Below are 12,544 nucleotides of genomic sequence, written 5' to 3' on the forward strand. Positions count from 1 at the left end.
GCAGCTTTGCCGTGGAATCAGTGGCAGCTTTCGCGTGGAATGGGTGGCAGGCTTCGTCTGGAATCAGTGGCAACCTTGGTCTGGAATACGCATTAATGATTATCCCTATCGCATATGTCTTCATTGATGATATGTTGTGGGAGGATCCGACGGTTCACGATAAGATAGAATATTGGTATTGGGCATCCCTCTTTTCCGGAAATTATATTTTTAATCAAAACAAGTGCATATTCCGGCCCATCGTGACCGCCCATTCCGTTTGAACGTGACCGCCTGTTCCGGGCGATCGTGACCGCTCATTCCGTTTTATCGTGACCGATTTCGGGTCGTTTTCCGGAATCGCCGGTCACGATGCCGGAGCCACCGGTCACGTTCCTCCGGAATCACTGCCAAAGCGCTGGAATTCTTCAACTTTATCCGGCATACCCGCTTCTTTTTCATTACGAGGAAGAGCGGATGCCGGCTGCGAGGATTTCCATGCGACAGATCATCGAGGTCTTGCGCCTCAAGTACGAAGCGGGCCTGAGCCACGAGCGCATTGCCCGTGCCTGCAGCCTGTCCAAGGGCGTGGTGGGCAAGTACGTCAGCCTGGCCCAGGTTCAGGGTATTACCTGGCCGCTGCCAGAGGGGGTGGATGAAGTCCGGCTGGAATCGCTACTGTTCCCGGCCAGGACGCCACCCGCACGCTTTGCTGAACCCGACTACTTCCAGGTCCACCAGGAGCTAAAGACCAAGGGCGTCACCCTGCAACTGCTATGGGCCGAGTACGTGGAGCGCCACGGTGACAAGGCCTACCGCTACAGCCAGTTCTGCCACCACTACCGGCTCTGGCGGGGGCAACAACGGCGCAGCATGCGCCAGATCCACCGGGCCGGGGAGAAGGTCTTTATCGACTACTGCGGGCCCACTGTGCCGGTGGTGGACCGCAGCACCGGTGAGATGCGTAAGGCCCAGGTCTTTGTGGCCGTGCTGGGCGCGTCCAGCTACACCTTCGCCGAGGCCACCTGGAGCCAGTCTCTGCCGGACTGGATCGCCTCCCACCAGCGGATGCTGGTGTTCTACGGTGGCGTGCCGGAACTGCTGGTTCCGGACAACCTCAAGGCGGCGGTCACCAAGGCGGATCGGTACACGCCCCAGATCAATGAGACCTACGCGGAACTGGCGGCCCATTACCAGACGGCGGTACTGCCAGCACGGCCCTATAAACCCAAGGACAAGGCAAAGGCTGAGGCCGCGGTGTTGCTGGTCGAGCGCTGGATCCTGGCCCGGTTGCGACACCGGACGTTCTTCTCCCTGGCCGAGCTGAATGCTGCCATCGCGGAGCTGCTGCCGGCGCTCAACCAGCGTCCGTTCCAGGGACGATCCGAGAGCCGCCAGAGCCTGTTCGAGGCACTGGACCGACCCGCACTCAGGCCGCTCCCCGCAACGCCCTACGTCTACGCCGAGTGGCGCAAGGCACGACCGGGCATCGACTACCACATCGAGATCGACAAACGCCTGTACAGCGTGCCTCACGCTCTGGTGGGCATGAAGCTGGATGTGCGGGTCACCGACACCGCCGTGGAAGTCATGCACAAGGGCCAGCGGGTGGCGCTGCATCCCCGTCACGGCAAGAGCCGCTTCGTCACCCTGACCGAGCACATGCCCAAATCCCACCAGGCCCATCAGAACTGGTCTCCCGGGCGGTTCCTGAACTGGGCCACGGACATCGGTCCCGCCACGCTCGATGTGGTTCAGCGCCAGCTCAAGGATCGCCCACACCCCGAACATGGCTACCGAGCCTGCCTGGGGCTGTTGAACCTGAGCCGACGTTACAGCCGTGACCGCCTGGAACAGGCCTGTGCACGGGCGCTGTCCATCAACTCGGCCAGCTACCAGAGCATCACCTCGATCCTGAAGCAGGGTCTGGACCAACTGCCTCTGCCACTGGCTGAGGAGGAAACGGAACTGACCGATCTGCCTGTTCACACCAATGTTCGTGGCCCCCGCTACTACCACTGATCCCGGAGAAACCTATGCTGACTCAAAACACTCTCGACACCCTGCGCCAACTCAAGCTGACCGGCATGTGCGATGCCCTGGAGCAACAACGGGCACAACCCGACACCCATGACCTGGCGTTCGAGGAACGCCTGGCCTTGCTGATCGACCGGGAGGTGCTACACCGGGAAAACCGCCGGCTGGACCGCCTGCTCAAGGCGGCCCGGTTGCGGGTTCCGGCCTGCGTGGAAGACATCGATTACCGCCATCCACGGGGGCTGGAACGCTCCCGCATGGCGGACCTTGCCAGCTGTGACTGGATCCGCCAGTCCCTGAACCTGTGCATCACCGGACCAACCGGTTGCGGCAAGACCTGGCTGGCGTGCGCCCTGGGCAACCAGGCCTGCCGACAGGGGCTGTCGGTGCGTTACCTGCGGGTTGTCAATGGCCATTTATTTTGACCCACCTTTGGCCAATAAAATTGACCCACCTTTCATAGTCTAGCTTGTTGTCTTCTGCTTTAGCCGATAGCTTTCTCCTCCCAACATAAAGATGTGTGAATGGTGGATAACCCGGTCAATGATCGGCACCGCCACGTTGTCGTCGTGGAAGAACTCGCCCCAGCTGGTGAAGTCCTTATTGGTGGTCAGGATGATTGAACGGTATTCGTATAGGCTGTTGATCAACTGGAACAGGTTGTATCGGGCCTGCCGGGTCATCGGTAGATAGCCCAGTTCATCAATGATCAGCAGGTCGTACTTGGCCAGTTGGCTGACCCGCTTTTTCAACTCACCCTTCATCTCGGCCAGCTCTAGTTCTTCCACCAGATCGAGAGCGTTGCGGAACAGTACCCGGTAGCCGGCCTCCACAGCTTTGTGGCCAATGCCGATGGCCAGGTGGGTCTTGCCTACACCGGGCGGGCCGATGAACACCAGGTTGTTTCGCTCGTCGATGAACTGGAAGTCCAGCAAGGCATTGACCTGGCGTTTGGTAATGGTGGTCTGGTGCCGGTAGTCGAAGCCCTCCAGGCGCTTCTCCGCTGGGAACGCAGCCATTTTCCGGTTCCGGCGGATGCGTTTGTCCTGGCGCTGGGTCAGTTCGTGCTCGGCAAGCCGGTCCGCGAAGCTGAGATAGGACATCTCGTTGGCTTCAGCCTCGGCCAGCAGGTTGGTCAGTTCGTCGGCGGCCGCGCTCAGGCGCAGGCTGCGGTAACGGGCCTCGGTCTGTTCAAGCTGGCTCATGGGTCACCCCCTGGCCACTGGAGCGGCCAATATGGCGGTAAGCGCTCAGATCCAGTGTTTCTTTTGGTTCCGATAGCGGTTCCGGCTGTCGCTCCCGGAGAACGGCGGCCTGGGCTGCTTCCAGATAACTTTGCAGCCGTGTCGCGGTCATGCCGGGACGCTCTGCCAGCGTCGTAATTAATGCCGGATCCACGGGCGCATGGCGCTTGAGCAGGTCACGGGCAGCCACCAGCTGGTCCTTGTAGATCTTGGGCTCGGAACGCTTGAGCTGTTGGCACAACCGTGGCCCGATGTCACTGCCGATCAGGTCGTTGATCTTACCCTCAAGGGCGGCCACCCGCTGGGCATGATCCCGGTAGTGGTGGGTGTTCTTGATCACCTTGCCTTTATCGGCACACAGAGCATGGCTGGCAATGACTTCCCCTGTGTTCAGGTCGCTGATGTGGAGTTGGCCGCCGGACTCCAGAACGCCCACCCGGGCCTGTTGCCAGGCCATGGGCACAGAGTACTTGTTGGCCTTCCAGGCGATCAGGCCGGTCTTGTCGGCTCGACGTGTCTCGTGGGCCACAGATTGCACGCAAGCTGGTGACAGGTAAGCCTCCAGGTGTTCTCGCTCATCCCGTTCGAAGCGTTCCCGGGGTGGCTCTCCGGTGGTGCCGTGGATGCGGACATTGGCTACGCTCTCAAGCCAGTCCTGCACGTGCTGGCGCACGTGCTCCTGGTCCCGGAAGACCTCACCGTAAAGGCAATCCTGCTTGACGTACTTCACGCCAGCTTCCACCTTGCCCTTGCTCTCCGGGTCATAACCTTCGCAGGCATGGATCCGGAACCCGGCCGTGGTGGCATACTCGTGGAACCGTTGGTTGAGGGTCAGCTCCCGGTACTGTTCGTTGATGACCACCAGCTTGGTCTGATCGTAGACGCATTCCTCCGGCAGGCCACCGAAGTAACGCAGGGCTTCGTTATGGAGTTGGATAAAGGTCTGGGTATCCAGTGGGCGGAAGGCCAGACCCACGTACATCAACCGCGAGTAGGACAGCACGAACACCACGAAGTGCAGCGTGCGCTCTTCGCCACCAATCAGCACGCCGCGCAACTCACCCGGGTCCACCTGACACTGAACACCCGGCACATCGTCCAGAATGGGTTCGTAATAGCGCATCTGGGCTGAGGCCACTTCCCCCTTGAGCGTTCGCACATAGCGGCGAATGGAACGATCCGAAGCTGGCAATTCACCAACCTTCGCTTGCAGCTTGCGGGCAATTTTGACGGCGCTGAGCTTGGGGAATTCTTTGAGAAGATGAATCAGATAATCCCGGTGATCATCGAGGCGCTTGGTGCGTGAGGGATCTTCTATCTGTTCCGAAATCGCGTTCTCATCCATCCGCAGATACTTGCGAACGGTATTGCGGGACAACCCCAGTTCCTGACTGATGGCGCGGATCGACAACCCTTTGCCGTTATCGTGCAGTGCCTTGATCTTGTGTATCACAACCCACTCCTTCACTGACATGCCCCCGGCCATCGATAAAAGCTGGGGACAGTAGCTGGTTCTGTGGCCTGACGGCCACTCGGAGGTGGGTCAAAATTAATGGCCAGTAGTGGGTCATTTTAATTGGCCATTAACACGGGTGCCGCGCCTGTTCGAGCAGGTGCGCATCGCCCACGGCGATGGCAGCTACGCACGACTGATGAACCAGCTGCTGAAGACCGACCTGCTAATCCTGGACGACTGGGGCATGCAGAAGGTGACCGCGCAACAACGGCAAGACCTGATGGAAGTAATCGAAGACCGGCACGGGCGAGGCTCAACGCTCATCGCCAGCCAGCTACCCACGGAGCACTGGCACGACTACATCGGCTCCGCCACGCTCGCCGACGCCATCCTGGATCGGCTCCTGCACGGCGCTCACCGACTCAATCTGAAGGGGGAATCACTGCGCAAAGCCAAAGCACAAAATACGGAATCAGTTGACCCATCGTGACCGCTCAGAGTACAAAACCGACTCCAGCGCGATGGCCGTGTGCAAATCGGTCACGATCCCCGGAATGACCGGTCACGTTCGCCGGAATACGCAACAAGAAAAGTATTGATGACGTTGTCAATCTTTATCGTTGGTGTGTGAAAGATATTACCAACCCATTTAAATATCGACATGACAAGGTATTGAAAGATGAGCATTTTGGGGACCGCGATCTCCTCACGCTTAATCGGACAGGGGAGTGGCCCGGAAAAGCTGTTCATGCTGCAATCTTGCAGTATACATTGAGTACTCTACCTAGAGACTTTCTATTTGACGCAAATGTGCGTTTGCTTCCGTGGAAAATCTCAGGGACAGATTCATTTGATGGTAACAGAGACAGGCTTGAGGTCCACGATCATCATGTATTCCCTTTAGGGCAAGCTGCTAGTGTAGGGCAATCCTCAAGTGAGTTGAGAGCCGATAAGAGTCATCCACTCAATAGTCCGCTCAACCGAACCCTTATTTCAGCTAAAGCAAATGGAAGAATCTCCTCGTTACCGACAGAGAAATATTTGCCGAAACTGGGTGACGGTTTGGCTGAAGCCATCGTAGATTGGCACTTTTTGCCATCCATCAGGCAATACAGCGGAAGTAAAGAAATAGATTTTTATAAGAGCTTACTAGACGGTCGATTCGACAAATTGAACGTCGGAATTCGAAAGGAGCTTGCGAATTTGGTAGAAGGCCTAGATTGATCTTTGTTGAAGAAAAAGGTGCCGTTTGGCACCTTTTTCTCACTTATGGCATGCGACACAAAACTTTGGTTGACCATAAACGTCGTCTATATCAATTAACTCCGAGTCTGGTCTTAAAGGGTTTTGTTTTTTTCTTGCTTTTATTTTTAGAAGGCGTTTCTCGTAATCCTCTTTGATCTGCCGAATACGCGCAGGTTCCGTCAATTCGTCAAGCGACTCCCCTTGACTCCAGGTAAAAGGCGAGCCGTGTTCCAAAGCATCTTTTTCGTAGGCTTTGGCTTCGTCGAACGCCTCAGGATGGCGTTCTTTCAGGCGTACCCATTCGATCTTCTGTTGGTAGAAGCAGAAGGTGCAACCGCTCCGTGATCTCCATTCGTAATATTTTGGCCATCCTAACCCAGAGCTCTCCAAGATTTCAGCTACGCCTGGCTTGTCGATTCCATCGTCTTTAAATGGAAGATGGATCTTTAGACTATCTTGTTTGGCGTTATACCCTTCGCGATAGGGCTCGTCGGCCCGAATCGCGACATAGCTGTGCACTGTCATACCTTCCTCGAGGAATGGCTTAATCCATTCCTCAAAGGGCTTCAGCTTGAGCTGGCGCGTGCACCAGCGTGTCTGAGCTGACGGTAGGAAGTTGTTGTATTGTTTAAGCCAATAATCGAAGTCGCGATTTGGATTCAGCCTTAAAATTGGTTTTCCTAAGAAGCCTTCAAGCTTGCCCAGAAATTCGTAGACTTCCGGCAGCTCTTTTCCGGTATCGGTAAAGAAGTAGTCGATGTCTAGTTCTGGGTAATTTTGGCGCATATAGATCGCTAGTGCGGCGCTGTCTTTTCCGCCTGACAAGCCGAGCACGTGCTTTTCATGATGTGGCATCGGTGTCCTCCAAAAAACTCAATTGTTCGGTGTCGGTAGCTAGGCTCATGTATTCGCTGCTCAACTCAGCAAGAGCTGCCAAAATTACAGCTTTTTTATTCGAAGTATCTGACTGGACTGATTTTTTTAGTAGTGAAACCAGTTCGTCAACTTTTGGTCGGTCGCTCTCCGTAATCTGGAAATCCGCTTCCATTGGCTTGGGTTGCCCGTCCTTGGAGATGATTATTGCCATCGCGTGACGCTTGTCTTTTCGACCTTGGACTCGAGCATACGATTCGGTTCTAACAAACTTTTGTGCTAACGCTGCAGTCTCAATAAATGCTGAGTCTAGGTCCGCGTCGACCCAGTCTCTGGGCGGCTTATTTGCAGCCAGGCTCCCGACACCTTCTATTGATGCGTTGGTACCATCAAGCACCGCAATTCGGTTTGTAAATGCATCCAGCCTGAAATCTCCAGACATTTGCTTGATATTTTCGGCGCGGTCTCTAAGTTCAGTGAGGGCTTGTGGAGAATCGCTAGGAGCCTGGAGCTCTGTCAAAAGCATGCTAGACATGCGTTCCAGCATTTTTGGATAGGCGTCAACGAGCTCTTTCATTGCCTCTCGTATGGTCGTTATGACCGAATTTGCTACTTCTTCCTTTTGGATATCGGCGTTTTTCTCGTACACGCCGGGGAGGTCTGAGAAAAGCAACTGGTTGGGATCACTCGCATGCTTGAAGATTGTTCGAACCTTCATGGCGGTAGAGGAGAGCCTTTGGGTGCGTTTGGTCCAATTCGGAAGACGGTCGAAGATTGCAACTAGTCCACGAGCAACGTCGATTGGCGCTAATTCTTTTAACGGATTTTCCGTATCTAACTCACGTACAACTTCAGCCAAACCGGAAAGAAGGCTTTTCGATAGGTGACTGAGGTCCATCCATCTAACTTGGATTGATGCTGGATCTTTCGCTAAGTAATCAACATCGAGATCACTAAACAGAGGTTGAAAGATACCTTCACGATAGAAAGCGAGGTTGCTGCGTTGGGATAAGATAAAAGCAACTGCCAGAACTGGCATTAAACCTCGTTTAAGACCGATCGGTTTATCTTCCCAAATCTCGTACAGCTCGTCGATTCCAACGGATCGATCTGCATTGGACTCCAAGTGCTCCGCAGCTTTTCTCCATGCTGGGTGAAGTCGGCCAGCGTCCTGCTCCCAGTTTGGCTTGAGAAAGTCGAAGCCCTGCGCTGTGGGGCCGTAGAGTTTGGTGTGTTCAAGTAGTGATTCGAACAAGCCCCCTTCAGCAGGGTACCCAGTAATACCTAACCTTCTCTCGCCAAGGTTGTTTGCCATAGCTTTAAGGAGCGCATTTTGGGCAGCAACGGCACTGCTAGAGGGCTTTGTCCTATTGAGAAGTTCGTTTTTGATCCGCGGAGAATCCGGATAAAGTCGCTCTGCCACATCAGACACTTTGTTGTTCAGTGCTCTGATCGTCATGCGCTTAAGTTCTTGCCCATTCTCAAACCAAACGGCATTCAACATCGCTTGTTGAAGCTCTGCTTCCAGTTGGTTTTGTAGGGCAATGAGGCGGCTATTCACCTCTCGGTGGGCAACCAGGTCACCCTGAATTTCCGTGTGCTCCTCACGTACTTTCTCCAAGGCTTTTAATTCTTTAGCAAGCTCGATGATGGTCCAGGCCTGCAATGGAAACCCTACAATGACATTCAGGCCTTCCTTTACTGCTTTCTTTGAAGCTTCTTTGCAGCGTGTACGAGCCGCTTGGCTGTCCTCTCCCTCAGTGGGCAGCGCTAATAAGTAAAGGCCTATCGTCCCTTGGTGGGGGATAAATTGTGCAGCATTTGAAGTTGCCGCTGTTAGGGAGCCAAGCTGAACATCAAACCAGCGCAGTGCACCTGTCTCAAAATAATGACGTTTGGCAAGAATGGGTTGCATTCCAGCCATGCGTTGCAGCGTTTCAAAATTTACGTCGCGAACTTCCTGCAAAGCCTGTTCAATGGCTGACTCGATATCAAAGTCGCTACCGGCATAGACCGCATAAGAAGACATATGCTTTCGGTAAATGACAAAGGACCAGCGTCTGAGATCCTCCAGGGCGCTATCAACCACCTCTTTGGTGGCTTGAACCGTCGTATATAGGAGTTCCTGGCTGGGATAAAGTCCGGAGCGTTCACGAAAAAGATCGAGCACTGCAATCGTTTTGAGGAGCTGAATATGAACGGGGCTGCCTCCGTTCGCTTCACAGCGGTCAAGTGCTTCAGCCGCCATTGCCCAGCGATGTCCATCAGGTGATGCAATAATGGATGGCTCTAGATTCACTCTCAGGTAATCCCACAGACGACTGGGGCTGTAGGTTTCCTCGCCATCTGACATTCTGAGAAAGTCTTGGAAGCCGTTCGGTTCTGCGGAATTAAGAAAACCGAAGAGACTCCGCTGGTTCTGCCCAAACCGCCGGCGGGAAATAGGGCCGAGCAGGGCGGCAACTACTGGGTGTAACGGCCATGTGTTCTCAAGTAGAGACGCTAGGTTTTCGCTTACTCCCGGTTTATGGGAGCGTATTGTCTCCGCAGTAACCGAGGACTGGTGACTCACAATACTAGAGTCATGGTCTGAGTGAATCGCCCGCGCAAGCAGGTCAATCTGCTCTTCTCCAGCCGTATTGACGGCGAGGTCTACGAAGCGCCCTTGAATCTTTGACCATTCATCGCGAGCATCACGAGATAGTCGGTTGGCGTATTCCTCAAAAGCCTGGTGAAGGATACCGATGACCACGAGCTTCCCGTTTGAGCGAGAGGCGATCTCCGCTAACTGCTGGAAGAGATAGAGATCAGAGCCATCGCGAGCAGCGGATTCAAGGAATTTACCCATTTCATCAATAAATAAAATGAGCCCGGCCTTTCCTGAAATGTTGTTCGCTGCATTCAGCAGTGTTTGAACGATATTCGTATCATTCCAGCCTTCGTCGGGCTCTAGGTAGGCTAACCCGTTTTGTATCAGTGCATCCCCAATAACCTTTCGGGCAGAGGCTCGTTGTCCCACGACAGGGATCGTGGTCCAGCCTTGTTTCCCAGGAGGTAGAGCGCTCCAGACTTTCTCTGCGGTATCTACACCGACGGCACGTTTAGCCTGATCTCGTTGAGTCTTACTTTTGGCTGTTAGCGCACTCAGGGCAATGACCAGGCTGGATTTACCGCTCCCGTAAGGGCCTGTCCAGGTGAATGCCGCCTGGCCACTTTCGGTGATATGGTTGGCCATGGTTGAGAGCACGGCAGCTGAGGATTCAGGGCAAATGAAACCGGTTAGAGCATCTGGGTTTTGTAAATCGGTGTCGATCCGGATGGAGCGCTGAAAACGCCTCTCAACGTAAACACTGTCTGATAGCGGCATTAGGCAACCTTTCCTTCGTATTCGCCTTGGTAGTCGATGTCGATTAATTGAAGAGCTTCGTGGTCGGCTATTTGTTCAGATCTTACTAGCTGTTTTAGGCCGGCTGTTTCAGACCATTTCAGCTGACCATTCGTCGACATTTCTATGCGTGTTAATCGGTCAGTGAGCTCGTCCTCGCTTAGTTGAAAGACCTTTCCTGGTGATCCAGGCTGATGGGCCAGGGCTTCCAGTGAAATAGTGTTCGCTGAGGAATAATCGTTCCAGAAGTTACATACAGCGTATGCAAAAACTCCGTCACCTAGTGTCGCTTTAGGGCCTCGGACAACTCTAAACCCGTCCTTTTTTCCGATTGCTTTAAGAAGGCCTAGCTCAGTGAGGGGGGATTCCATGGTATCTTCATGCGTCTGCTTTCCGGTTGCAGGTTTAGCTGCGTAGGTTCGAACAAAACACTCAACATCCCGTTTAATGGTAGATTTCGACATTCTGGACCAACCCTGTTCCGTGCCTAGCTTGTCCAGTGCTTGGACGATGTTGTCGCGTTCAAAGCTATCCGTAGGGAAGTGACTAAATACCCAAAACCAAGTGGTTAATTTTTTGTTGGAGGCGAGCTTCCAGTGAAGTAACCAAGGGGTAGAGGGGTACTCCATGAATGGATCTAACCCATTGTCATCGAATATTTTTTTTCCGATTTCGCTTACTTCAGCCTGATTGCCCTTATTCCCGGGCTTGATGACGTCGCATTGTGTCGCCCAATGACGAATGGATGCGACCATATTTTTGCCGACGCCGAACCGAGCAATTGCACCTTCATCATTAAAGACGGAGTGGTCATTGTTGCTCGCTTGGGATTCCTTAACCGCATCGTATGCCTTCTTTAGCCAACCGTAGCGCATTGGGAAGGTTTCGTGGCCGGAAAACTGTGGTTGATACCCTGATTTAAAAAGCGGACTGTTAAACATTTTTTCCCCTGGATCATCGCTCCAGTATCGACAATAATGTTTGGAGGGCGTAAGGTCAATGGAATATTAGACTGGAGATAGGTTCCAGTTGAATTCTTGCTCAGCGAGGATGAAATGCGCGTTTCTGATTCGATTTATCTTGATTATCAAGCATCTACGCCTGCTGACACCCGAGTGGTCGAGGCAATGCTGCCGTATTTTACTGATTCCTTTGGAAATCCACACTCGTCAAACCACATTTTAGGGTGGAAGTCGGCAGATTCGATTGAGTCTGCCCGTTATGAAGTGGCTTCTTTGGTCGGCGCACTTCCCGAAGAAATCGTCTTCACCTCCGGCGCAACCGAAGCGAACAATCATGCAATTTTCGGCGTGCTTGCGGGTAACCAAACCGATCGCAAGACGATCTTGATTAGCGCGATTGAGCATAAGTGCGTTAAAGAGGCCGCGTATTTTTTTGCCCGCCAGTTCGGGCACAGGATCATGGAGGTCCCTGTGCTTGAGTCGGGTCTAGTAGACCGAGCTGCATTTCTTTCTTTGCTGACGGATGATGTTGTGTTGGTCAGCGTCATGGCGGTTAATAATGAGATTGGGACAATTCAGGATGTCGCATGGTTAGCCGAGCACGCTAAGCGTGTGGGGGCTATTTTTCACTGCGACGCGGCCCAGGCCCCAGAGGCCATTGATTTGGACGTAGTAGAGCTTGGAATAGACTTGCTGAGCTTGTCTGCTCATAAAATCTATGGTCCGAAAGGAGTGGGCGCGCTTTATATAGAGTCTTCATTGCAGAATGATTTTCTGCCACTTGTTCATGGGGGCGGGCAACAGAGCGGTTTACGCTCTGGAACTCTTCCAACCCCTTTATGCGTTGGTTTTGGTGTCGCCGCTTCGATCATTAGGAAAGAGGGGATTCAAAACAGGGAAAGGCTCCAAGAGTTGTCATTTGGTCTATTGGAGAATCTTCGTCGGGCGAATGTGATATTTTCAATCAATGGTGATGCTATTAACCGCCATCCTGGCAACCTGAACCTCGAATTCCCGGGCATTGAAGCCGAATCCCTGATTAATATGCTTCAGCCATCAATTTGTGCTTCCACTGGTTCTGCTTGTAACAGTGGAATTATTCAGTCGTCGTACGTTTTGCGATCAATCGGTTTGTCAGAGGAGCGCGCTTCAGCTTCGATTCGTTTTAGCGTCGGGCGATTTTCAGATGAGGAACAGCTCGTAGAAGCAGCGAATAAAATTGCAATCGCAATATCTAGTATTTCTCCCTAGGACTCTTTTGGTAATGGCTGGTAGCCAGCCATATCACAGCAAATATCTTACTGCTGACGATACGGTCGACCGTTTCAACCATCCAGCACGATTACCCCCGTTCGAGTGATGC

10 protein-coding genes and 1 pseudogene are annotated in these 12,544 nt (G+C 53.4%); 6 read left to right on the top strand and 5 right to left on the bottom strand.

Features of this window, described 5'->3' with window-relative positions:
• The 3 genes from ACSSVV_RS20020 to ACSSVV_RS20030 all read left to right on the top strand — a co-directional run.
• Positions 1 to 263: hypothetical protein (locus ACSSVV_RS20020; protein WP_454106893.1), on the top strand; the 263-nt coding region annotated here is incomplete at its 5' end.
• A gap of 193 nt (positions 264 to 456) precedes the next feature.
• Complete coding sequence (istA, locus tag ACSSVV_RS20025; RefSeq protein WP_431475114.1) at positions 457 to 2,001, top strand: IS21 family transposase; 1,545 nt, start codon at positions 457 to 459, stop codon at positions 1,999 to 2,001.
• A 14-nt stretch (positions 2,002 to 2,015) separates the two neighbouring features.
• Positions 2,016 to 2,441 (top strand): ATP-binding protein, encoded by a 426-nt coding sequence (locus ACSSVV_RS20030; RefSeq protein WP_454106894.1) that lies wholly within the window; start codon positions 2,016 to 2,018, stop codon positions 2,439 to 2,441.
• Positions 2,442 to 2,480: 39 nt separating this feature from the next.
• Here the strand turns inward: ACSSVV_RS20030 and istB are convergent, their stop codons facing one another.
• Together istB and istA (ACSSVV_RS20040) are read right to left on the bottom strand one after the other, a co-directional pair.
• On the bottom strand, positions 2,481 to 3,221 hold the full coding sequence (gene istB, locus ACSSVV_RS20035; protein ID WP_011783606.1) for an IS21-like element helper ATPase IstB: 741 nt from the start codon (positions 3,219 to 3,221) through the stop codon (positions 2,481 to 2,483).
• A complete protein-coding gene (gene istA, locus ACSSVV_RS20040) occupies positions 3,208 to 4,713 on the bottom strand; it encodes an IS21 family transposase (protein ID WP_023011525.1) in 1,506 nt (501 codons plus the stop codon). The genes istB and istA (ACSSVV_RS20040) overlap by 14 nt, the downstream gene beginning before the upstream one ends.
• A gap of 136 nt (positions 4,714 to 4,849) precedes the next feature.
• Between istA (ACSSVV_RS20040) and ACSSVV_RS20045 the strand changes: the two are divergent.
• Together ACSSVV_RS20045 and ACSSVV_RS20050 are read left to right on the top strand one after the other, a co-directional pair.
• Positions 4,850 to 5,206: pseudogene (locus tag ACSSVV_RS20045) on the top strand (ATP-binding protein); the annotation flags it as partial.
• 137 nt (positions 5,207 to 5,343) lie between these two features.
• A complete protein-coding gene (locus ACSSVV_RS20050) occupies positions 5,344 to 5,940 on the top strand; it encodes a hypothetical protein (RefSeq protein ID WP_454106895.1) in 597 nt (198 codons plus the stop codon).
• A 39-nt stretch (positions 5,941 to 5,979) separates the two neighbouring features.
• Here the strand turns inward: ACSSVV_RS20050 and ACSSVV_RS20055 are convergent, their stop codons facing one another.
• The 3 genes from ACSSVV_RS20055 to ACSSVV_RS20065 are packed head-to-tail and all read right to left on the bottom strand — an operon-like array spanning position 5,980 to position 11,160.
• On the bottom strand, positions 5,980 to 6,816 hold the full coding sequence (locus ACSSVV_RS20055) for a phosphoadenosine phosphosulfate reductase domain-containing protein (RefSeq protein ID WP_374814475.1): 837 nt from the start codon (positions 6,814 to 6,816) through the stop codon (positions 5,980 to 5,982).
• Entirely contained in the window at positions 6,803 to 10,201 is a 3,399-nt protein-coding gene (locus ACSSVV_RS20060) for an ATP-binding protein (RefSeq protein ID WP_454106896.1), read from the bottom strand. The genes ACSSVV_RS20055 and ACSSVV_RS20060 overlap by 14 nt, the downstream gene beginning before the upstream one ends.
• Positions 10,201 to 11,160: a DUF4007 family protein gene (locus tag ACSSVV_RS20065; RefSeq protein ID WP_226610389.1), complete on the bottom strand. Its 960-nt coding sequence runs from the start codon at positions 11,158 to 11,160 to the stop codon at positions 10,201 to 10,203. The genes ACSSVV_RS20060 and ACSSVV_RS20065 overlap by 1 nt, the downstream gene beginning before the upstream one ends.
• Positions 11,161 to 11,274: 114 nt before the next feature.
• On the opposite strand from ACSSVV_RS20065, the gene ACSSVV_RS20070 reads away from it, so the two are divergent.
• Positions 11,275 to 12,432: a cysteine desulfurase family protein gene (locus ACSSVV_RS20070; RefSeq protein WP_374814478.1), complete on the top strand. Its 1,158-nt coding sequence runs from the start codon at positions 11,275 to 11,277 to the stop codon at positions 12,430 to 12,432.
• Positions 12,433 to 12,544: the final 112 nt, after the last annotated feature.

Source organism: Marinobacter sp. MBR-105, from assembly GCF_053628895.1.

Coding starts and splice junctions, on each gene's coding strand:
- ACSSVV_RS20030 (WP_454106894.1), top strand. CDS start 2,016: ATGCTGACTCAAAACACTCTCGACACCCTGCGCCAACTCAAGCTGACC.
- ACSSVV_RS20055 (WP_374814475.1), bottom strand. CDS start 6,816: ATGCCACATCATGAAAAGCACGTGCTCGGCTTGTCAGGCGGAAAAGAC.
- istA (WP_431475114.1), top strand. CDS start 457: ATGCCGGCTGCGAGGATTTCCATGCGACAGATCATCGAGGTCTTGCGC.
- ACSSVV_RS20060 (WP_454106896.1), bottom strand. CDS start 10,201: ATGCCGCTATCAGACAGTGTTTACGTTGAGAGGCGTTTTCAGCGCTCC.
- ACSSVV_RS20070 (WP_374814478.1), top strand. CDS start 11,275: ATGCGCGTTTCTGATTCGATTTATCTTGATTATCAAGCATCTACGCCT.
- ACSSVV_RS20065 (WP_226610389.1), bottom strand. CDS start 11,160: ATGTTTAACAGTCCGCTTTTTAAATCAGGGTATCAACCACAGTTTTCC.
- istB (WP_011783606.1), bottom strand. CDS start 3,221: ATGAGCCAGCTTGAACAGACCGAGGCCCGTTACCGCAGCCTGCGCCTG.